Below are 22211 nucleotides of genomic sequence, written 5' to 3' on the forward strand. Positions count from 1 at the left end.
AATACTCCTTGTCGATCAGGGATGGGCTGGACGGATCGCCGGATAGAGCGCGCGATAGCGCTCCCAGGCTTCCGCAAAGGCCGGAAGCAGGGCGGCATCCGGCTCGATGGTTTCGCGCACCTGCGGCGCCGTGCAGACTTCGAACGGATCGGCTTTCTCGGCGGCGATGAGACCAAGTCGGGCAGCTCCGAACGCGGCGCCAAAGTCGCCGTCGGCCGGAATGTCGACCGGAATCCCGAGCGCTGTCGCCACGGCCTTCAGCCAGTAGCGCGAGCGCGAGCCGCCGCCGACGGCCATGATGCGTGACAAATCGGTCCCGGCCGAGCGCAGCGCCTCGAGACAGTCGCGGAAGGAGAAGGCGACGCCTTCCATCACAGCCTGCGTGAGCGCTGCGCGATCCGACTGGTGCGACAGGCCGATAAAGGCGCCGCGCACGGCCGCGTCATTGTGCGGGGTTCGCTCGCCGGAAAGGTAGGGAAGGAAGATGACGCTGCCCGGCGCGCGCAGCGTGTCGCCGAGCTCGGCACCCATTTTTTGCGCCAAAAGGCCGGTGATGCCGGAAAGCCAGTTGAGCGAGTCGGTGGCCGACAGCGTGACGCCCATCTGGTGCCAGGTCTGCGGCAGCGCGTGGCAGAAGGTATGCACAGCGCTGTCCGGGTTCGGCATGTAGTTGGCATTGGCGGCAAACAGCACGCCGGAGGTGCCGAGCGAGACGAACGCTTCTCCTGCCCGCACGACGCCCATGCCGCAGGCCGATGCCGCATTGTCGCCGGCGCCGCCGGCGACGACGACATCCGCCCCCATGCCCCACTTTGCCGCGAGCTCCGGCTTCAGCGTACCGGAAGGATCGGTGCCTTCCACCAGCGGTGGCATGTGCTCCTCAGAAAGTTCCGTCGCTGCCAGTAACTCAGCTGACCACCTGCGCGCGGCGACATCGAGCCACGACGTTCCCGCCGCATCGGACATCTCCGAGGCGAACTCGCCGGTCAGCCAGTAGCGCAGATAATCCTTGGGCAGCAGGACCTTGGCGACCTTAGCGAACACCTCCGGCTCATTGGCGCGGATCCACGCCAGTTTCGGCGCGGTGAAGCCGGGAAAGACGATATTGCCGGTCAGCTTGCGGAAGATCGGATTGGCGTCGAGCTCTGCCGCCTTGCGAAAGCTGCGCGTATCATTCCAGAGAATGCAGGGCCTCAGCACCTTGCCCGCGCTGTCCAACAGCGTCGCCCCGTGCATCTGCCCCGAAAGTCCGATGCCGCGCACGGCGGCAATTTCAGCCGGATGCGACTGCTTCAAGGCGCCGACTGCATCCTCGGTCGCGCGGATCCAGTCCTGCGGGTCCTGCTCCGACCAGCCTTCATGCGGCCGCGACACCTGGATCTCGCTCGACGCGGTCGCAATTGGCCGCTGCCTGTCGTCAATCAGCAGCGCCTTGACTCCGGACGTGCCGAGGTCGAGCCCGAGATACATGAACATTCCTCCCATGCAGGCCTTATTTCCAGCCTGACGGAGAGAACATAGCCGAGTTCTTATTTATTTCGCAATCCGTAAAAAATGAGGTCGACCACCATCAGGGGTGCTATCGCGCCGGCTCCAACCCAAGCCTTGACATTTATCAGGTCTCCTGATGATTAAAGGGAAGTCTTGGAGGAGGACGACATGAGCACTGGTCAGAGCCACGATTATCAATCTGCATCCCTGCTGATCGACGGGGAATGGATAGAAGCCAGCTCTCGCCAAACCTCACCCGTGATCAACCCGGCCACCGGACAGCAGCTCGGCGTCTATCCCCACGCGACCGCTGAGGACCTCGATCGTGCGCTGGAAGGCGCGCAGCGGGCCTTCAACTCCTGGCGTCATGTCAGTCCGCGCGAACGCGGCAAGATCATCAAGAAGGCCGCCGAGCTGATGCATGCGCGGCAGGAGGAAATCGCCCGTCTCGCAACACTGGAAATGGGCAAGCCGCTGGCTGAAGCCCGTCTGGAAGTTCATTTCGCCTGCGAGGAGATGGAGTGGTTCGCCGAGGAGTCTCGCCGCAGCTATGGCCGCGTCATCCCTGGCCGGATCGGCGCGACGCGCTTTCAGGTGGTGAAGGAGCCTGTAGGCCCCACCGCTGGCTTCTCCGCATGGAACTTCCCCGTGGGTAATGCGGCACGCAAGCTGGGTCAGGCACTCGCTGCCGGCTGCACGATGGTCTACAAGCCGGGCGAGGAAGCGCCTACGGCGGCGCTGGCGGTCGCCCGCTGCCTGGTCGAGGCCGGAGTTCCGGCAGGTGCGATCTCAGTGGTATTCGGCGTGCCCGACACGATTTCGCGCTACCTGCTCGCCTCGCCCATCATCCGCAAGATATCGTTCACCGGGTCGGTGCCGGTCGGCAAGCACCTGATCAAGCTGGCCGCCGACGGGCTGAAGCGGACCACCATGGAGCTCGGCGGTCACGCGCCGGTGCTCGTGTTTGACGACTGTGACTTCGACACCGCGCTCGAACTTTCCGTCCAGCGCAAGTACCGCAATGCGGGTCAGGTCTGTGTGTCGCCGACGCGCTTCTTCGTCCAGGAGGCCTCCTACCAGCGCTTCTGCGAAGGTTTTGTTGCGCGTGCAGAGAAGATCAAGGTGGGCAACGGTCTCGAGCCCGACACGGGCATGGGTCCGCTGGTACATGGCCGCCGGCGCGATGCCATTGAAAGCCTAGTTGAGGACGCCCGCTCAAAAGGTGCGAAGGTCCTCACCGGCGGCAAGCGGATCGGCAATGTGGGCAACTTCTATGCGCCGACGGTCCTTGCAGACGTCCCCGACTCGGCGCGGATCATGCACGAGGAGCCATTCGGCCCGGTAGCCGTCCTGAACCCGTTCCGGGATCTGGAGGACGGCATCGCCAAGGCGAACAGCTTGCCCTACGGCCTCGCGGCTTACGCATTCACCTCTTCCGCCTCGAACATCGCCCGCCTGGGCGATGCCATCGAGGCAGGCATGGTCGGCATCAATTCCTTCAACATCTCGATGCCGGAGACGCCCTTCGGCGGCGTGAAGGACAGCGGCCACGGTTCGGAAGTGGGTATGGAAGGCATCGAGGCCTTCCTCGTCACCAAGACGCTGAGCGTCACGGCCTGAACCCCACGAGCATGACGATGAAACACACGCGTCCGGAAGGAATGTTCGCCGCCGAGGCTCTCCTCGGTCACATGAAGGCAGCCGGCATCGACGTTCTGTTCGCCAACGGCGGCACCGATTTCCCGTCGATCATCGAGGCCTACGCCCGTTCCGCCGAGACGGGCATAGCCATGCCGGAGCCGCTGGTCATCCCGCATGAAGGCGTCGCAGTCGGGATGGCGCATGGCTATTACCTTGCGACCGGAAAGCCGGCGGCGGTCATGGTCCACGTCAACGTGGGCCTTGCCAATTCCGTCATGGGGCTCATCAACGCCGCGTCGGAGAACGTGCCGATCCTGATGACATCGGGGCGCACGCCGCTGACCGAAGCTGGCCGCTTCGGCAGCCGCTCGAGTCCGATCCACTGGGGCCAGGAGATGCGCGACCAGGCCGGCATGGTGCGGGAAGTGGTCAAGTGGGACTACGAACTGCGCTATGCGGAACAGGCGGGTCCGGCGATCGACCGTGCCCTGTCGATCGCGATGAGCGAACCGCGCGGTCCGGTCTATCTCAGCCTGCCGCGTGAAGCGCTGGCTGAACCTGCCGCAGCCTACGGGATGGAGACGACTTACGCGCCCACCAGCTATGGCCCGCCGGAACCGGAACTGGTCCGCCAGGCAGCAGAGAAGCTCGCGGCGGCGAAGAACCCGGTCTTCATCATCCAGAGCCCGGAAGTGGGCGACAGCTTCGAACCGCTGGCGGGCTTTGCAGATCGCTTTGCTCTCCCGGTGGTCGAGTTCTGGGCGACGAGACAGGCCTTGCCGACCAGCCATCCGATGAATGTCGGGCGTGAACCCGGCCCGTGGCTGGGTGATGCCGACGTTGTCGTCGTCGCCAACGCCATGGTGCCGTGGATCGCCGGGCACGTGAAGCTGCCGGAAGGCTGCACCGTCATCGCCATCGGCCCGGAGCCGCAGTATCGCAACTTGCCGATGCGCGGCTTTCCCATCCATCTCTCGCTGGCGGGTGGCTTAAACGCCACCATCTCCGCGCTCGACCAGGCATTGAGCGAGATCGGGATAGCGGAGGAGGTACTGGCCGGGCGGCGCGATAAGGCCGCAACCTTCCGCGCCGAGGCGGAAGCCGCCGCGGTGAAGCGCGTTGCCAGCGGCTCCGGCGCGCCCATGTCGCCGGCCTTCGTCTCGCGCTGCCTCAACGAGGTCGCCGGCCCCGACGCGGTGTTCTTCAACGAGCTCGGCGTCGACCTGTCGGTCATGAAATTCGAGAAGCCGGGAAGCTACTTCACGACGCCGCTCTCCGGCGGCCTTGGCTGGGGGCTGACCGCGGCACTTGGCGCGCAGCTGGGCAACCGCAACCGGCAGGTCATCGCCACCATTGGCGACGGTTCCTACATGTTCGCGAACCCCGTTGCCTGCCATCAGGTCGCCGCGGCGCTGAAACTTCCCCTCCTCACCGTCGTCTTCAACAACGGCATCTGGAATGCGGTGCGCCGATCTACCCTCTACATGTACCCTGAGGGGAACGCCGCCAGGGCCAACGTCATGCCCATCACCGCGCTGGATCCGGCTCCCGACTACGCTGCCGTCGCACGGGCGCATGGCGCCCACGCCGAGCGCGTCGAGTCGGGTGAGGATCTGCCGGCAGCCATCGAACGCGCACTTCAGGTGACGCGCTCCGGCCGCCAGGCGATGCTTGAAGTAATGGTCAGCTACTGACCTTGGGGGCAATAAAGATGTCGAATGTTGAGCAGGCCATTTCGGAGCTGAAAGCCCATTTCGGCGAAAGGCTGTCGACGGCAGAAGCCGTGCGTGAGCACCATGGCCGCGACATGTCGCGCCAGCCGGTGCGCCTGCCCGACGCGGTCGTCTTTGCCGAGAGCGAGGAGGACGTGCAGCGCGTCGTGGCGACTTGCTATACCCACTCCGTCCCGGTGACGCCGTTTGCGGCCGGCTCCTCGATGGAAGGCCACACCATCCCGCTCAAGGCAGGCATCTCGCTCGATCTTTCACGCATGAACCGCATCATAGCGGTCAATGCCGAGGATGGCGACGTGGTGGTCGAGGCGGGCGTGACGCGAAAGCAGCTAAACGCCTATGTGCGGGACACTGGCCTCTTCTTCCCGATTGACCCCGGCGCCGATGCTACATTGGGCGGCATGGCCTCTACCCGCGCCAGCGGCACCACCGCGGTACGCTACGGAACCATGCGCGAAAACGTGCTCGCTCTTCGCGTTGTCACGCCGACGGGAAAGATCATCACCACCGGGCGGCGGGTGAAGAAGTCGTCGACCGGCTACGACCTCACCAAGCTCTTCGTTGGCGCCGAGGGCACCCTTGGCGTCATCACCGAGGTGACCGTCCGGCTTCATCCGATCCCTGAGGTGATCGCATCCGCGATCTGCACCTTCGAGACGATGCGAGGAGCCGTAGAGGCGGTGGTCGCGACGATCCAGAGCGGCATCCCCGTCGCCCGGATCGAGTTTCTCGATGAGGTCGCCATCGACGCCGCCAACGCCCACTCCAAGCTCGGCCTAAAGCGGGCGCCCACGCTCTTCCTCGAGTTTCATGGCAGCCAGCGCTGGGTAGAGGAGCAGTCCGAGACCGCAGCGGCCATCGCGCAGGAATACGGCGGTTCAGGCTTTGAGTGGTCGACCCGGCCAGAGGAGCGCGACCGTATCTGGCAGGCACGCCATGAATCCATCTTCGCCAACCAGACACTGCGACCGGGGTGCAAGACCTATACGACCGACTGTTGCGTGCCGATCTCGCGCCTTGCCGATGCGGTGATGGCCGCCCGTGAAGATGCGGATGCCTCCTCGCTGACCGCCAAGATCATCGGTCACGTCGGCGATGGCAATTTCCACGTCGGCTATCTCATCAAGCCTGAGATCCCGGAGGAACTGGCCGAGGCGGAACGCCTCGCCCATCGCCTTTACGAGCGCACGATTGCCATGGGCGGCACATTCAGCGGCGAGCACGGCATCGGCATCTCGAAGCTCGACTACCTGCGCAAGGAGCACGGCGACGCCGTCGACGTGATGAACGCTATCAAGGCCGCGCTCGATCCGGCGGGCATCATGAACCCCGGCAAGCTCGGGCAGGTCGCCTGAGACTGAGCCGCGCGGCCCGTCTTATCAGTTGACCTGACGATGCGTTACGTTGCATTGTCAGGAAACCTGACAATGGAGGAGTGTCGTGAAAAAGATCGACGTTTTCAATCACATCTGGCCCAAGCCCTTCTTCGACCGCCTGGTCAAGGAACTGGGTACGATGACCCACATGACCAAGCGTTCGGGCGACGTGCCGATGATGACGGATCTCGATCGGCGCTTCCAGGTCATGGACATGTTTGGTCCTGACTACCAACAGGTCCTGTCGCTTGCCTCTCCTCCGCTCGAGGCCTTTGCCGGTCCAGAAGTGGCACTCGAGCTGTCAAAGATCGGCTCCGATTCGATGGCTGAGCTGGTGCAGAAACATCCTGACCGCTTCCCGGCCTTCGTTGCCACCGCGCCGATGAACAATCCCGACGCGCTGGTCGAGGAAAGCCGCCGCGCCATCGAAGACCTCGGCGCCGTCGGCGTGCAGATCTTCACGAACGTCAACGGCAAGCCGGTTGACCTTCCTGAATTTGATCCGTTCTTCGAGTACATGGCAAAGTCCGGCAAACCGGTCTTCCTGCACCCGGCACGTACCCAGGACTTCGCCGACTACAAGACCGAGAGCCGGTCGGAGTACGAGATCTGGTGGACGCTTGGTTGGCCGTACGAGACCTCCGCCACCATGGCACGCATGGTCTTCTCGCGCATGTTCGACAAGTTCCCCGGCCTCAAGGTGCTGACGCACCACGCCGGCGGCATGATCCCGTTCTTCGAAGGACGCGTGGGACCAGGCTGGGACCAGATGGGCAAGCGCACTTCCGACCGCGACCTGAAACCGGTGCTCACCGCGCTGAAGAAGCCGCATCTGCAGTATTTCAAGGAGTTCTACGCCGATACCGCTTCTTTCGGCTCGCGCAAGGCGATAGAGCATGCGATCGAGTTCTTCGGCGAGGACCGGGTGGTCTTCGCATCGGATGCGCCGTTCGATCCGGAGGGCGGCCCGATGTACATCCGCGAGACGCTTCGGATCCTCGACAGCCTCGACATCAGCGACGAGCTGCGCCGCAAGCTCTACCAGGACAACGCAGTCAAGCTGCTTGGGCTGAAGCTCTAAGATACTACAAAAGTGCCTCAGGCGCGGGACACTCGTCCCGCGACCTGTCTCCTGTCAGGCTCAGGCTTCCGTCTCGTTCCGGGTACGCAGGTCATGCGCCAGCTGGCGCGTCAGGCGCGCGAGCATATGATACTCCTCGTCCGACATGTTGCGGAACACGTCCCGCTCGATCCTGTCGGCGAGTTCATCGCATTGCCGCAGCAACTCCCGCCCCTCAGCCGTGACCGACATGCGCAGGATTCGCTTGTTGGCGGGGTCAGCGGTGCGGACGATCAGATTGCGGCGCTGCAGGCCGGCAATCAGTTCATTCATCGTTTGTGGCGTCACGAAGAAACGACGCGAAAGCTCGGCCGAAGACAGCCCGTCATGACGGCCGATCACGCTGAGCACCGTGTATTGGATGGCGGTCATTTCGACCTCGCTCAGCGCCGCCTCGAACCGGCTGCGCACGGCGTGGTTCGCCTGGTTAAGGAAGAATATCGCGCGCGGCCTCAGCAGCTCGCGTGTCGCTCCAGTCTGTGCACTGTTCTCTGACAAGGCTGCCTCGCCTTTTTTTCTGCTCTGCGGTGGCGGTAACTCAGTTGCGATTCACTTGCAAGCCACGGGGCGTCATATCGAGCAAACACAAACGCCGGCATTGCTGCCGGCGTAAATGCTTGTACTTCAAGTATAGGAGACACAATTCGCGGCTCGTCTTGATGCCGCCAAAGTGCATCTTGCAGATTTCGCCAACTAGCCCTCCCGCAAGATGCTCTTCGATTGCATCACTGAGGCTCAATGCCCGCCACCTCGACGAGGCGCTTCCACTGGACGATGGTATCGGCCATCAGCTTCTGCGACGCCTCAGGCGTCGAGATGAACGGATCGCCGCCCTGTGAGATGACGAAGTCCTTGCCTTCCTGCGTCTCCAGAACCTTCTGGAACCAGCCGTTGACCGTGTTGGCGATATCGTCGGAGACGCCCGCTGGCATCATCACGCCCCACCAGCCAAGCTGGTCGATGTCGTAGCCCTGCTCCTTGAAGGTCGGGATTCCAGGCATGCCTTCCATGGGATCGGGCGAGCCGATTGCAAGGATTCGCCAGTTGCCCTGACGCACCTGACCGAGTGCGAACACCGGATCGTGGGCGCCGAAGTCGACATGGCCAGCCATCATGTCGTTCACCGAGTCTGCCGCGGTGCCGTACTGCACCGGCTCGGTCTTGAGACCTGCCAGCCGCTTGAACTCCTCGGCCATGACACGGCCCGAAGTAGCGTTCACCGCATAGGTGCCCTCCTCGCCCTTCTTCTTCTGGTCGGCGACGAGGTCAGCCAGCGTCTTGTACGGGCTGTCATTGCGGACCGTCAGCGCGAATGCCTGCTTGTTGACCGTCGCGACCGTGCGCAGATCCGTCTCCGGATTGATCGGCGGGTTTTTCAGCAGCCACATATTGCCGGCGGTCGAGTTACCGGAGTGGACGAAGATCGTGTAGCCATCGGGAGCAGCGCGGGCCGTGTATTCTGCCGCGATGCTGCCTGCCGCGCCGGGCTTGTTCTCAACGATGATCGTCTGGCCCGCGATGGCCTGAACCTTCTCGGCGAAGTAGCGTACGAGCACGTCCGCGCCGCTGCCGGCCGGGAAGGCGCAGATGAAGGTAATGGTCTTGCTTGGATATGCGTCCTGAGCGATCGCGGCTCCCGGAAGCATCATCGCCGCGGCGCCAAGCGCCAGCGCGCGACGTCGCGTAATACTGAAACGGCTGTCTGACATCTCTCATCCTCCCTGTTGAGATCGTTCATTTCCTGATGCGGCTTGCGCCGCGAACGCCGTCGGTCTTATGGCCCCTCTGGCGCCATCGATGGGCGCATGCTCTCGCCCATCCCTGCTCTGCTCAAATTCCTCCTGTGAGAGCATCGCAGTTGTCTTTTTTATCCTGTTCCGTTGCGTCCTACTCCTCCTGGAACGCCTCCTCGCGCTTCCGGCGCAATTGGGGTGAAATGACGAGCAGGATCACCAGCGCAGCAAGGATCAGCAGCGTCAGCGAAATCGGCCGATCAAAGAAGATCATCGGATCGCCGCGCGACAGCTGCATCGACCGGCGTAGGTTCTGCTCCATCAGCGGACCGAGGATGAAGCCAAGGACCAGCGGGGCCGGCTCGCAACCAAACTTGAACAGGATGTAGCCGAACAGGGTGAAGACGATCAGCAGCACCATCATGAACGGCTCGGTGCTGGTCGAGTATACGCCCACGGCGCAGAACAGCAGGATCGCCGGATACAGGAACCGGTAAGGCACCGAAAGCAGCCTGACCCAGATGCCCAGCAGCGGCAGGTTGAGGATGACCAGCATCAGGTTGCCGATCCACATCGACGCGATCATGCCCCAGAACAGCTCGGGGCGCGCGGTCATCACAGCCGAGCCCGGCTGTATGCCCTGGATGATCATCGCGCCCATCATGATCGCCATGACCGGGTTTGACGGAATACCTAGCGTCAAAAGCGGAATGAAGGAGGTCTGCGCAGCGGCATTGTTCGCCGACTCCGGACCGGCCACGCCCTCGATCGCACCATTTCCGAAGACATGGGGCCGCTTCGTCAGCTTCTTCTCGACCGTGTAGCTGGCAAAGGATGCAAGCACTGCACCGCCGCCCGGCAGGATGCCGAGGATGGAGCCGATACCGGTTCCGCGCAGGGCCGCGGGCCAAGCGAGACGAAACTCCTCCTTCGTCGGCCAAAGATCCCGCAAGCGCGTCGAAATGGTGTCGCGCGCAGATGGCGGATTTTCGAGGTTGCGGATGATCTCGACGATGCCGAAGAGGCCAAGCACGAGCGGCAGGAAGTCGATGCCTTCCCAAAGGSCGCCAATACCGAAGGTGTAGCGAGTGTGCCCGGTCGCGAGGTCCGTGCCGACGAGGCCGAGCAGCAGGCCCACCAGCACCATCGTGATGGCCTTGAGCACTGAGCCGTGCGCCAGCACGACCGCCATGACGAGGCCCAGCACCATCAGTGAGAAGTAGTCCGGCGAGGTAAACTGCTGCGCGATTGCGGCGAGCGGCGGTCCGAACGCCGCGATGAAGATCGTTCCGACGCAGCCGGCGAAGAACGAGCCGCAGGCGGCCGTGGCAAGGGCGGCACCAGCGCGGCCGCGCTTCGCCATCTGGTGGCCCTCGATGCATGTGACGACCGAGGACGCTTCGCCCGGCATGTTGACCAGGATCGATGTGGTCGACCCGCCATACTGCGCTCCGTAGTAGATGCCGGCGAGCATGATGAGGCCGGTAAGCGGGTCGAGACCAAAGGTCACCGGCAGCAGCAGCGCAAGCGTCGGGATGGGGCCAATGCCCGGCAAGACACCAATGAGGGTGCCGAGAAAGACGCCAATGAGGCAGAAAAGCAGGTTCTGGAGCGACGCAGCCGCAACGAAGCCTGTGGCGAGATGCTCAATGACTTCCATAGCCTAGCTCTTCCACCACAGCGGCATAGGCTGGTTCAGCCCATACACAAAGACCAGCACCATGAATGCGGAAACGGCTATCGCGAAGACGATCGTCTCGACGATGTTGACCTTCTCGTACCGGGCATAGGCGGCAATGCCGACCATCAGGAAGGACGAGATGATGACGCCGAGCTGTGCGATCAGGAAACCGAACGCAGCCAGCGCCAGGACCAGCATCAGAATGGGGCGAAGGCGGAACTTCTCCATCGCCGGCCCGTCGACCCTGAAGGCTCGAACCGTCACGATTAGTCCCATGCAGATGATCATGTAGGAAATGATCACTGGGAAGTAGCCGGGGCCCATCCGGCGCGCGCTGCCAAATGCAAGATCCTGGCCGAAATACACTCCCGCCAGACCGATCAGCACGAACAAGACGCCCGCGCCCAGATCCTGCGGGCTTCTAACCTTCAGCATCCATTCTCCTCCCGGCCACATCCCCTCCGCGGCCGTTTTTCACCCAGTATCAAGCCCGACAACCCTGAGCTTCGGGCCTGGCGCCAATCCGGTTTGACTCTGTCAAAGACGTCGTTCGGTCAGCCTCCCCCAACCGACAACCTCTTCCGCCCGTGCTCTTCCGGCCTCCCCCGCCGGATGATACGGAGTCCTTATATCAGGCAACCATACATCTGCTGTCAATTACAATCTGCCGCAGCGGAAGGAGCTACCTCGTCTGATTAAAACAAACGGCATTATACGCTGTCAAAACCGGTTGACACTGCTCGACCTCCGCCAGATAGTCCGACCGAATATGAGGCTACCTGATATGAAGATCGCCATCATCGGAGGAGGAATTGGCGGCCTGACTGCAGCCCTCGCGCTGTTGCGGCAGGGGTTTGAGGTCACCGTCTTTGAGCAGGCCCCTGAACTGCGGGAGGTCGGCGCGGGCGTTCAGGTCAGCGCCAACGGCACGCGCATCCTGTTTGCGCTGGGGCTCCAAGAGGCGATCATGTCCGTGGCTTGCGAGGCCGGTGGCAAGGAAATCCGGCTGTGGAATACCGGGCAGACCTGGAAGCTCTTCGACCTTGGTCCGCAGTCCGTCGCACGCTACGGCTTTCCCTACATCACCATCCACCGCAACGACCTTCATCAGGTGCTCGCAGCCGGAATTCGGCGCATCGCGCCGGATGCGATTAAGCTTGGCATGCGTTGCGAAGGCATCGACCAGACGGCCAAGGGTGTGAGCATACGCTTCACGGACGGGGCCACCGTATCTGCAGACATTGCAATTGGAGCAGACGGAGTCCATTCGGCGGTCCGCGACGCGCTATTCGGCGCCGACAAGCCGAAGTTCACCGGAATCGTTGCCTGGCGCGGGGTGATCCCCGCCGAGCGTCTGCCCAAACACCTGCTGCGCCCCGTAGGCACCAACTGGATCGGGCCCGGCGGCCACGTCATCCACTATCTCCTCCGGCGCGGCGAGCTGATGAATTACGTCTCGGTTGTGGAGCGCTCCGACTGGCAGGTGGAGTCCTGGTCTGTGGCTGGCACCGTTGATGAGTGCCTCGCCGATTACCAGGGCTGGAACGAGGATGTGCACACGCTCATCAAGAGCATGGACACCCCGTACAAGTGGGCGTTGATGCTGCGCCAGCCGATGGAGCAATGGACTCGCGGGCGCATTACGCTGCTAGGCGACGCATGCCACCCTACCCTGCCTTTCCTCGCTCAAGGAGCGGTCATGGCTATCGAGGACGGCTTTGTCCTGGGCAGAGCCCTCGCGAAATATCGCGATGCCCCGGAAGCCGGACTGCTCGCCTATGAGAACACCCGACGGGAGCGAACCACACGGATCGTACGCGGAGCAGAGAACAATCTCGGGCGCTTCCACAACCCCGCCCTCGCTCATGCGGATACGGCGGAGGCCTATGTGAACGCCGAATGGGAGGAATCCAAGGTAAAGGAGCGCTACGAGTGGCTCTTCACCTACGATGCCACCTCTGTTCCGCTCCGGCCGGCCACAGTTTCTGCCCAGGCTTCGTGATGCCTCGCGCCACGCGTCAGCCCCGCCGCATCCAGTCGATCGAAGTCGGATTTCGCCTGATCCACGTGCTCGAGGCGGCGGGTGGCAAACTGTCGCTGAGCAAGATCGCGGAGCTGGCCGGCATGCCCGCCAGCAAGGCCCATCTCTACATGGCAAGCTTCATGCAGCTCGGACTCGTGGAGCAGGACCCGACGACGATGCGCTACGGGCTTGGTCCCTACGCACTGCAGCTCGGCGCAGCCGCCATGCGTCAGATCGATGTGGCGCAGGTGTCGAGGGACGCGCTCAACTCGCTGCAGACCGCGACCGGACATCTGGTATTCCTGTCGATCTGGAGCAATCGCGGGCCTGTCATCATCTCCAAGGTCGACTCGACGGTGGAGGTACTCGTGTCGGTGCGTGTCGGGCACGTTCTGCCGCTCTATCGGGCCGCGACCGGTCGCGTCTTTCTCGCCTACAAGTCACGCGCGGCAATCCAGCACATCGAGCAGTTCGAAACGGAGACGGACCAGGCCACGAAGGAGCGGGCCCAACAGAGCCTCGACCTGATCCGCCAGCGCCAGCTCGCCTTCTCCGACAGCCAGATCAACATTGGCTTTGCCTCGATCTCTGCGCCGATCTTTGACTACGCAGGCGAGATTGCCGCCGCGGTCACCGTTCTCGGCATGAAAAACGACATCAATCTGGACCCCTTGGGTCCAACTGCGCGGCTCGTCAGCGCGGCCGCGACAAGCATCTCCCTTCGGCTCGCCTGCCCGCCTGAACTGCTGCGGACTGATTTCGACGCAACCGAAGGATTGTTACCGATAAACGAAGGAAGAACGCGATGACGCAATGGCTGCGGCTCACCGCCTCGGATGGTCACGAATTTGGGGCATTTCTCGCCCGCCCTGCAGGTGCGCCGAAGGGAGGCATCGTCGTTCTGCAGGAGATCTTCGGCGTCAACGAGCACATCCGCAGCGTCTGCACCAAGTTCGCGGCGGAAGGCTATGTCGCCCTGGCGCCGGCTCTGTTCGACCGCTTCCTGCAAAACTTCGAATCCGGCTACTCGCCCGAGGAGGTTCAGGCTGCTCTCGGCTACATGAAGTCGCTCGACTGGGAGAAGCTTGTGCTCGACAGCCGGGCCGCAGTTGAACGGCTGAAGGAGGAGAAACTGCCGGTCTCGATCGTTGGCTTCTGCCTCGGCGGATCGCTCGCCTTCGACATCGCCACCCGCTTCGACGACCTCGACTGCATTGTCAGCTACTATGGCGGCCGCATCGCGGGCTTCGCCGACAAGAAGCCTAACTGCCCGATCCTGCTGCACTATGGCGAAACCGATGCTTCAATCCCGCTTTCGAGCGTCGAGGAAGTACGGGCAAAACAGCCTCAGGCGGAGATCCATCTCTATCCCGCCGGTCATGGCTTCAATCGCGGCGCGCCCGGAACTGCGGATGGCGAACAGGCCGCCATCGCGTGGAAGCGCACGATCGAGTTTCTGGAAAAGGCACGGAACTCGAACTGATGGCAGACCCCGCCACTTCCTGGGAACGCGTTCCGCTGATCGTGTCCTTCCCGGACACGGCGAAGTTCAGCGAAACCTACGGTTTTGCCGGCAACTCCGGGATGATCAACCTGGAGGGTCAACTGCTGCGGCCCGTCGGAAGACCATCGAAGACGGTCTACGTCTTCATGCATCCGACCTCGACGCTTCAGTTGCTTCCAATGCCGACGGCGCTGGCGGATCAGGGGCTGCACGTCCTGTGCGCGGCGAGCCGCTACCCCAAGAACGACACGGCCCTCATCATGGAGAAGGTCGCCATCGACCTCGGCCAGTGGCTGCGATACGCGCGGGAGAGGCTCGGATACGAGAAGGTCGTCCTCGTCGGCTGGTCGGGCGGCGGATCGCTGTCGCTGTTCTATCAGGCGCAGGCCGAGAACCCGACCGTAACGCACACCCCGGCTGGCGATGAGGTGAACCTCGTTGAAGCAGGTCTTCAGCCGGCTGACGGCGTGATCTTCATTGCGGCGCATCTGTCGCGGGCCGAGACGCTCACGGAGTGGCTCGATCCCTCGGTCATCCATGAGCTCGACCCCGACAATCGCGACCTCTCGCTTGATATCTATTCGCCGGACTGCCCTGCGCAGCCGCCCTACACGATAGAGTTCGTGGAGCGTTTCCGGGCCGCGCAGATTGCCCGCAACCGCCGTATCACCACATGGTGCCAGGACATGCTGGAACGGCTGCGCAAGCGGCGCGGACCGGAGCAGGAACGCGCTTTCGTCGTCCACCGTACCATGTGCGACGTCCGCTGGTTCGATACCTCGATCGATCCCAACGACCGCAAGCCGGGCTGGAGCTACATGGGCGATCCGCGCACCGTCAATGTCGGCCCGGTCGGACTGGCAAGGTTCACGACACTGCGCTCGTGGCTAAGCCAGTGGAGCTATGACCTGTCGAACGCGAAGGGCCCGATGAATGCGCGGCTGATCAAGCGTACGCCTGTCCTCCAGATCGAGAACAATGCCGATGAAGCGGTCCCGGCAACGCACAACCCGATCATCGCCGAAGCGCTTGCCACGCCGGACAAGGAGTACCTGCGAATACCCGGAGCGACACACTACTATCTCGGACAGCCGGAGCTGCTGCGGGTCTGTCTGGACCGGGTCACTGACTGGAGCAGACGTCACGCCTTGCTGAGCGAGTGAAACGGCCGCTGCGGGAGGCAGCGGCCGCTGGGAGGAACGACATGCAAATCGGCTGGCTACGATGCCTTGCGGGCAGCGATCAGTTTTGCCTTCTTCTCCGTCCAATCCGCGAGAGTGGCATGGGCCTCGCTGGCTGCCTTTTCGAGGTAGCCCGGCTCCTCCGTGCGCGCCGTCACCTCAAGACGAAGACCGTTGGGGTCGAAGAAGTAGATCGACTGGATAAAGTCGTGGTCGACAATGTCGGTGGTTTGCACGCCGGCGTCCTGAAGGCGCTGCCGCAGCTGAAGCACTTCCTCGACCGATTCAACCTCCATCGCGAAGTGCATGACCCACGCCGGTGTGTTCGGCGAGGGCAGCGGCATTTGGTTCTCACCAAGGTCGAAGAACGCCATATAGGAGCCGTCGCCCATCTCGAAGAAGAAGTGCGCGTAGGGCTTTTCCTCGCCCGTGCTCGGCACGCGTTCGGCCGTCATGCAGTTGACCAGCGGCAGGCCAAGAATGTCCTCGTAGAACTTGCGCGTCTCCTCGCCGTCCCTGCATGGGAACGAGAAGTGGTACATCCCCTTGATCGTTGGAGCGGGAACCATCTGCCATCCTCCTTCTGGCTGTTCAGATCTGGCTCGAGGCTACTCCAGCCTGCGGCCGTCTGTGTCCCCCCGGCTGGAGGACAGCGCCATGTCTGATCTGCAGTTCATCGAGGCGGAGGCAGCAGCGATTGCGGCGATTGGCGAGCCATCGTTCCCGGAACGGCTGCTGGACCTCCTGCGCCGGCTCTTGCGCGCCGATCTGTGTTCGGCTTTCGAAGCGTCCGAAGACGGCAATCTGACGTTTCTGTTTGCCGCCGGAGAACATCCCCACATCAGGGGCTTCGCCGAGGCCGCTTCCCTCGCTTATGCGCGCAGCTTTTGGCAGCGTGACCGGACGACGCGCCAGGCACTCTCCTCGCCGCCCGGCAGCATCCAGACGGTGAGGCAGGCATGGAACGGCATCATCGACCCCGATTACCGCCGGATCTGCTACGAACGCGGCGGTATCGTCGAACGCCTGACCCTTTACGCGCCCGGCAAGCCAACGGTCTTCGCCAGCACCTACCGGACGAAGGAGAGCGGGCATTCCACCGCTGCCGAACTTGAGAAGCTCGAACGGGCGTCCGCGCTGATCATGGCGCTGGTCTGCAAGCATGCAGCCATGCTTCGTCGCCAGGCGCTCCATCAGGCTCCCTCGTTAAGGGACCTGTCGCGCCTTCTGATGAACCGTGAACACGCGCTCAGCGCACGAGAGGCTGACGTCGTCGCCAGCCTGCTGCTTGGAAAGTCGCAGACTGAAATCGCCGAGGAGGCCGGGGTCGCGCTCAGCAGCGTCGTCACCTACCGGCGGCGCGCCTATCGCAAGCTTGGCGTTTCCACCCGGCGCGACCTCCAGAAATTCCTGGGCGCGCCGGGCTCATTCAAACTCTGATCATCAACAGGACGGGGAACAAGATGGACCTTACCGGAAAAACCGCAATCGTGACGGGTGCCAGCACAGGCATCGGCAAGGAGATCGCCAGGGCCTATGCGCGTGCCGGGGCACGAACGGTTCTTGCGGCGCGCAGCGCCGACAAGCTCGAGGCGCTGGCGGAGGATATTCGCGCATCGGGCGGCGAAGCTCTGCCGGTGCCGACTGATGTAACGAACGAGGAACAGGTCGAAGCCCTGTTCGGGAAGTGTCTGTCGGCCTACGGCGAGCCGCACATCCTCGTCAACAACGCGGGCATTGCCGATCACACGCCGACGGACCAGCTCACCAAGGCGCGGTGGGACGAGATCATTGCCATCAACATGACCTCCGTCTTCCTCTGCAGCCGAGCAGCGTTTCGCCTCATGAAGGCGGGCGGCAAAGGTGGCAGGATCGTCAACATCGGCAGCATCTCGGCCAAGGTGCCGCGCCAGAACACGCTGGGTTACACGGCCAGCAAGTTCGCCCTTGAGGGCATGACCCGTTCGCTGGCGCTGGATGGTCGTGAGTTTGGCATCGCGGTCTCGATGCTCCATCCGGGTTCGACCGTCAGCGATCTGGTTCCCGGCGTCACCAATGTCCCGCGGCCGAACACGATGAGCCCCGAGGATGTGGCGCGCCTCGCACTGCTGATGGTCACCCTGCCAGCCGACGTGAACCTGTTCGAATCCACGATCCTGCCGGTCGGCATGCCCTTCCTCGGACGCGGTTAAACGGGATGCAGCAACAACTAATAGAGCAATAGTCATATCAGGTTGACGAATATATGGGAGCCTGATAAATCGGCCGAAACAAGGGAGTTTCGAGCCATGTCAAACGCACAAGACTCGTCCGCGTCTGCGAACAAGCCTGCCTGGGGGGAGAACGTTGTTGTCGACTTTGAAGACGGCATCGCCTGGGTGACGCTCAATCGTCCGACGCGCCGGAACGCAATCAATCCCGGCATCGTCTGGGAGATGAACGCGATCATGGACGCACTGGAAGAAGACGATCGCTGCAAGGTGATGGTCGTCACGGGCGCCGGCGAGTCTTTCTCCGCGGGTATGGATCTCAAGGAATACTTCCGTGCCACGGACAAGGTTCCGCCGATCCAGCGCGAGCGCCTGTTCCGCGCCAACGCTGCCTGGCAGTGGCGCCGCATGATGCACTATCCGAAACCGACCATCTCGATGGTCAACGGCTGGTGCTTTGGCGGCGCCTTCCAGTTCCTGGTCGGCTCCGATCTCGCCATCGCGTCCGAGGATGCCGTCTTCGGTCTCTCGGAGATCAACTGGGGCATCATCCCGGCAGGTATCGTGACCAAGGCGGTTCTGGAAGTCATGAGCTTCCGCGACGCCATGTACTACATCATGACCGGCGAGACCTTCACCGGAAAGCAGGCGGCCGAATTCAAGCTCGTGAATAAGGCCGTGCCTGCGGCTCAGCTGAAGGATGCGACCCGCGAGCTCGCGAAGACGCTGATGGCGAAGAATCCCTTCGTGCTTCGCCAGGCGAAGACGGCTTGCCGTTTCACCCGCGATCTCACCTGGGACCAGGCCGCCGAATACCTCATGGCGAAGTCGGACCAGACCGAGCTGCGCGATCCGGAGAATGGCCGCAACGTCGGCATGAGCCAGTTCCTCGACAAGAAGTCGTTCCGTCCGGGACTGGAGGCATATGACCGTGGCTGATGCCAATGTTGCCCGGCTTCTGAAGCCGCGTTCCATTGCCATAGTCGGGGCTCAGCCCGAACGCACATCGATCGGGGGCGGCGTTCTCGGCAATTTGGAGGATTTCGGCTACGAGGGGGAAATTCACCTCGTCAGCCGGTCCAAGGATGAAATCCGCGGCCGGCCCTGCGTCAAGACCATCGGCGATCTGCCGAAGGGGATCGATGTTGCCGTCCTGATCGTGCCGCAGGTGGCAATCATGGACTCGGTGCGGGCCTGCATCGAGCGCGAAATTGCCGCCGTCGTCGTCTACACCTCTGGCTTCGCCGAGGCCGGCGACGAAGGACGCAGGCAGCAGGAAGAATTGTCTGCGATCTGCCGGGAAAACGGCATCGCCCTCCTCGGGCCCAATTGCATGGGCTACACCAACTATGTCGACGGCATTCCGCTCACCTTTGAGCCGGTAGAGGTCGCGGGGGTGAAGGAAGGCAGCAAGCGCGTCGCGATCATCGCGCAGAGCGGCGCCACTGCCGCCAACATGCGCTTTGCGATGCATGCCCGCGCCATCGACGTCTCCTATGTGATCGCCACTGGAAACGAAGCGACACTGGGGGCCGAACACTTTGTCGACTTCCTGCTTGATGACGAGCAGAACGCCGTCATTGGTGTCTATGTCGAGCAGATCCGCAATCCGGGACTGTTCATCGCGGCGGCGCGAAAGGCCCGCAGCAAGGGCGTGCCGATCGTCCTCTTGCACCCCGGTTCGAGTGAACGCGGCCGCGCCGCGGCGCAGTCCCACACCGGGGCACTGGCCGGCGACCATGCCGTGATGCAGACGATCCTGCGCAACGAGGCTGTGGCTCTCGTCGATACGATGGACGAGCTTTTCGACGTTCTGGCCATCCTTGCACGTTTCCCGACGCCGCCAGCGGGCGGTGCCGGCATCGTCACCAACTCGGGCGCGATCCGGGGGCTCTGCTTCGACTTCGCTGAGAAGGTCGGGCTGGAGCTCGTGCAGCTTTCTCCCGAGATCAAGGCCGAGATGGAGACGCTGGTGCCGCCTTATGTGCATGTCGACAACCCGTTCGACATCGGCACCACCGGCTTTGCCAATCCGGCGATCTACGGCACCTCGGTCGAGGTGCTGCTCAAGCAGCAGGATATTGGGCTGACGCTGCTGTCCTACGCGGGCGGCTCGCCGAAAATGCAGCTCGCCAAGTCCGACGCGATCATCCCGGTCTACAAGCGCGCCGACAAGCCGGTCATCCTCAACATCATTGGTGACGACTATCCGCTCGACGAACAGTTCATGAAGGACGTCCGCGAGAGCGGCATTCCCTTCTTCCGGTCGCCTGAGCGGGCGATGCGCGCCATGGCTGCTGTCGCGAGCTACGCGGATGCGCTCGCCGCCCTGAAGCAAAGCGCGCCGGCTCCGGCGGCGTCGGTTCGGGTCGAAGGCAGCGGCGTCATACCCGAATATGCCGGCAAAAAGGTTCTCGCTGACCTTGGCCTGCGCGTGCCACGCGGAGCGATGGCGGGCGATGTCGAGGAGGCCGCAAGGATCGCCTCGGAAATCGGCTACCCCGTCGTGATCAAGGCACAGGCTGCCGCGCTTTCACACAAGAGCGACGTCGGCGGCGTCATCATCAACATCGCTGACGAGCAGGCACTGCGCGCAGCCTGGGAGAAGCTGCACGCACAGGTCATGTCCACAAAGCCGGGTCTTTCCCTCGACGGCGTGCTGGTGGAGGAAATGGCGAAGCCCGGCCTTGAAATGGTTGTGGGTGCGCGTCGTGATCCGCAATGGGGACCGGTTGTGCTGGTTGGTCTCGGCGGCGTGTGGATCGAGGCTCTTGCCGACGCCCGGCTGCTTCCGGCCACTGCAAGCCGCAGCCAGGTCCTCGCGGAACTGCGAAAGCTCAAGGCTGCGAAGCTGCTTGGCCCGTTCCGCGGGCAGGCCGCGCGCGATGTGGCGGCCGTGGCCGACGCCGTCGTCCGGCTGGGTGCACTCATGCTGTCGGATTCGGCGATTGCCGAGGTGGACATCAACCCGCTCATCGTCGGCCCGGAAGGCGAAGGCGCAATCGCCTTGGATGCCTTGTTCGTAAAGGACTGAATTGCGGCGCCTTGCGCGCCGGGGGRGGAGCCATGACAAAGGACGAGCGCTATCCTGCGCCACAGCTTTTCATCGACGGACACTGGATCGATGCCGGCTCCCGGCATCTTGAAGATGTCCTGAACCCGGCGACAGGCGACGTTCTTTCGCAGGTCCCGCACGCCACGGCCGACGACATCAACGCGGCTGCGGAAGCGGCGGGACGTACCTTCACATCCTGGAGGGCCCTCCCCGCCTATGAGCGGGCGAAGATCCTTCGCAAGGCCGCAGACCTGATGCGGGAGCGCTGCGAGCAGATCGCGGTGGCGATGGTTCTTGAGCAGGGCAAGCCCCTCGCCGAGGCCCGCATGGAGGTAATGGCGGCGGCGGACATCTTCGACTGGACGGCTGACGAAGGACGCCGCATCTACGGCCGCGTCGTTCCCTCACGGATTCCGGGCGTGCAGTGGACGGTGACACGAGAGGCCGTCGGACCGGTTGCGGCCTTCACGCCCTGGAATGTGCCCGTCGTAATCCCGGCCCGAAAGATCTCGGCAGCTCTCGGCGTGGGCTGCACCATGGTCATCAAGCCCTCCGAGGAAACGCCCGCATCCGTGCTGGCGATTGCCCGGGCGCTGGACGACGCGGGATTGCCGAGGGGCGTTCTCAACGTCGTCTACGGCGTGCCGGCGCAAGTATCCGAACAGCTGATCTTCCATCCGCAGATCCGCAAGATCACCTTCACCGGCTCAACCGTGGTGGGCAAGCAGCTCGCCGCAATGGCAGCGCAGGCGGGCGTCAAGCGCACGACGATGGAACTCGGCGGGCACGCGCCCGTGCTGGTCTTCGACGATGCTGATCTCGACCAAGCCGTGCAATCGATGGTCGCCTTCAAGTATCGCAACGCCGGCCAGGTCTGCATCGCGCCCACCCGCTTCTATGTCCATGAGAGCATTCACGACCGGTTCGTCGACAGCTTCGCGGAAGCCGCCAGGGCGATCCGCATCGGGGACGGCCTGGACCCGGAAACGCGCATGGGTCCGCTGGCCAATCCGCGCCGTGTCGCCGCAATGGATGCCTTCGTCGCCGACGCGCTCGATCAGGGCGCAACGCTCAAGGCGGGTGGACAGCGCGGCCACAACCGCGGCTTCTTCTTYSAGCCGACGGTCCTTGCGAACGTGCCTGCAACCGCGCGCGCAATGAACGAAGAGCCGTTCGGACCGCTTGCCATCACCGCCCCCTTCTCGACCTTCGACGAAGCCCTCGAGCAGGCCAACCGCCTGCCATACGGACTGGCGGCCTATGCCTTCACCCGCTCGACGAAGACGGCGTCGATGCTGGGCGAAGCGCTGGAAACGGGCATGCTCGGTCTGAACAACAGCTTCATAAGCATGCCGGAAACGCCGTTCGGCGGCGTCAAGCAGAGTGGGTACGGCAGCGAAGGCGGCACCGAAGGCATGGACGCCTATCTCACCACGAAATTCATCAGCCAGATGTGAGTTTGC

At 63.2% G+C, this 22211-nt stretch carries 19 protein-coding genes; 13 read left to right on the forward strand and 6 right to left on the reverse strand.

The annotated features are described in order from the left end of the window. Positions 1-15 precede the first annotated feature (15 nt). Positions 16-1470: a xylulokinase gene (gene xylB, locus L610_RS13505; RefSeq protein WP_144705671.1), complete on the reverse strand. Its 1455-nt coding sequence runs from the start codon at positions 1468-1470 to the stop codon at positions 16-18. Positions 1471-1659: 189 nt separating this feature from the next. On the opposite strand from xylB, the gene L610_RS13510 reads away from it, so the two are divergent. From L610_RS13510 to L610_RS13525, 4 genes are all read left to right on the forward strand, one after another. Continuing rightward, positions 1660-3111, forward strand: coding sequence for an NAD-dependent succinate-semialdehyde dehydrogenase (locus L610_RS13510; RefSeq protein ID WP_144705673.1), 1452 nt, complete (start codon positions 1660-1662; stop codon positions 3109-3111). Between the two features lie 17 nt (positions 3112-3128). Beyond that, positions 3129-4826, forward strand: a complete 1698-nt coding sequence (locus L610_RS13515) for a thiamine pyrophosphate-requiring protein (protein WP_144705675.1) — start codon at positions 3129-3131, stop codon at positions 4824-4826. Positions 4827-4843: 17 nt separating this feature from the next. Then, positions 4844-6220, forward strand: a complete 1377-nt coding sequence (locus L610_RS13520; protein ID WP_144705677.1) for an FAD-binding oxidoreductase — start codon at positions 4844-4846, stop codon at positions 6218-6220. Positions 6221-6305: 85 nt separating this feature from the next. Next, a complete protein-coding gene (locus L610_RS13525; RefSeq protein WP_144705679.1) occupies positions 6306-7322 on the forward strand; it encodes an amidohydrolase family protein in 1017 nt (338 codons plus the stop codon). Positions 7323-7382: 60 nt separating this feature from the next. Here L610_RS13525 and L610_RS13530 read toward each other — a convergent pair whose 3' ends face one another. The 4 genes from L610_RS13530 to L610_RS13545 all read right to left on the reverse strand — a co-directional run bounded on the left by L610_RS13530 (position 7383) and on the right by L610_RS13545 (position 11210). Next, positions 7383-7859 (reverse strand): MarR family winged helix-turn-helix transcriptional regulator, encoded by a 477-nt coding sequence (locus L610_RS13530; protein WP_144705681.1) that lies wholly within the window; start codon positions 7857-7859, stop codon positions 7383-7385. Between the two features lie 227 nt (positions 7860-8086). Then, complete coding sequence (locus tag L610_RS13535; RefSeq protein WP_246659016.1) at positions 8087-9070, reverse strand: tripartite tricarboxylate transporter substrate binding protein; 984 nt, start codon at positions 9068-9070, stop codon at positions 8087-8089. A 178-nt stretch (positions 9071-9248) separates the two neighbouring features. Next, a complete protein-coding gene (locus L610_RS13540) occupies positions 9249-10754 on the reverse strand; it encodes a tripartite tricarboxylate transporter permease (protein WP_144705683.1) in 1506 nt (501 codons plus the stop codon). A gap of 3 nt (positions 10755-10757) precedes the next feature. After that, a complete protein-coding gene (locus L610_RS13545; protein WP_186441477.1) occupies positions 10758-11210 on the reverse strand; it encodes a tripartite tricarboxylate transporter TctB family protein in 453 nt (150 codons plus the stop codon). Between the two features lie 349 nt (positions 11211-11559). On the opposite strand from L610_RS13545, the gene L610_RS13550 reads away from it, so the two are divergent. Genes L610_RS13550 through L610_RS13565 form a run of 4 tightly spaced genes read left to right on the forward strand, consistent with a single transcriptional unit; the run spans position 11560 to position 15465 of the window. After that, positions 11560-12777, forward strand: coding sequence for an FAD-dependent oxidoreductase (locus L610_RS13550; RefSeq protein ID WP_144705687.1), 1218 nt, complete (start codon positions 11560-11562; stop codon positions 12775-12777). Beyond that, entirely contained in the window at positions 12777-13607 is an 831-nt protein-coding gene (locus L610_RS13555) for an IclR family transcriptional regulator (RefSeq protein WP_186441479.1), read from the forward strand. Before L610_RS13550 ends, L610_RS13555 begins: the two co-directional genes overlap by 1 nt. Continuing rightward, a complete protein-coding gene (locus L610_RS13560) occupies positions 13604-14281 on the forward strand; it encodes a dienelactone hydrolase family protein (RefSeq protein WP_144705692.1) in 678 nt (225 codons plus the stop codon). Before L610_RS13555 ends, L610_RS13560 begins: the two co-directional genes overlap by 4 nt. Continuing rightward, on the forward strand, positions 14281-15465 hold the full coding sequence (locus L610_RS13565; protein ID WP_144705694.1) for an alpha/beta hydrolase: 1185 nt from the start codon (positions 14281-14283) through the stop codon (positions 15463-15465). The genes L610_RS13560 and L610_RS13565 overlap by 1 nt, the downstream gene beginning before the upstream one ends. Positions 15466-15521: 56 nt before the next feature. On the opposite strand, the gene L610_RS13570 is transcribed toward L610_RS13565, so the two are convergent. Next, positions 15522-16052 (reverse strand): VOC family protein, encoded by a 531-nt coding sequence (locus L610_RS13570; protein ID WP_024847508.1) that lies wholly within the window; start codon positions 16050-16052, stop codon positions 15522-15524. A 61-nt stretch (positions 16053-16113) separates the two neighbouring features. Between L610_RS13570 and L610_RS13575 the strand changes: the two genes are divergently transcribed. The 5 genes from L610_RS13575 to L610_RS13595 all read left to right on the forward strand — a co-directional run bounded on the left by L610_RS13575 (position 16114) and on the right by L610_RS13595 (position 22205). Continuing rightward, positions 16114-16923 (forward strand): helix-turn-helix transcriptional regulator, encoded by an 810-nt coding sequence (locus L610_RS13575; RefSeq protein WP_144705695.1) that lies wholly within the window; start codon positions 16114-16116, stop codon positions 16921-16923. Positions 16924-16946: 23 nt separating this feature from the next. Next, positions 16947-17675: an SDR family oxidoreductase gene (locus L610_RS13580; RefSeq protein ID WP_144705697.1), complete on the forward strand. Its 729-nt coding sequence runs from the start codon at positions 16947-16949 to the stop codon at positions 17673-17675. Between the two features lie 96 nt (positions 17676-17771). Continuing rightward, positions 17772-18632 (forward strand): p-hydroxycinnamoyl CoA hydratase/lyase, encoded by an 861-nt coding sequence (locus L610_RS13585; protein ID WP_144705699.1) that lies wholly within the window; start codon positions 17772-17774, stop codon positions 18630-18632. Next, positions 18625-20727, forward strand: coding sequence for an acetate--CoA ligase family protein (locus tag L610_RS13590; protein WP_210246016.1), 2103 nt, complete (start codon positions 18625-18627; stop codon positions 20725-20727). Before L610_RS13585 ends, L610_RS13590 begins: the two co-directional genes overlap by 8 nt. Before the next feature lie 32 nt (positions 20728-20759). Then, positions 20760-22205 (forward strand): NAD-dependent succinate-semialdehyde dehydrogenase, encoded by a 1446-nt coding sequence (locus L610_RS13595; protein WP_144705703.1) that lies wholly within the window; start codon positions 20760-20762, stop codon positions 22203-22205. Positions 22206-22211 lie beyond the last annotated feature (6 nt).

This window comes from Aminobacter sp. J44 (genome assembly GCF_007829415.1).
Classification (GTDB): Bacteria; Pseudomonadota; Alphaproteobacteria; order Rhizobiales; family Rhizobiaceae; genus Aerobium.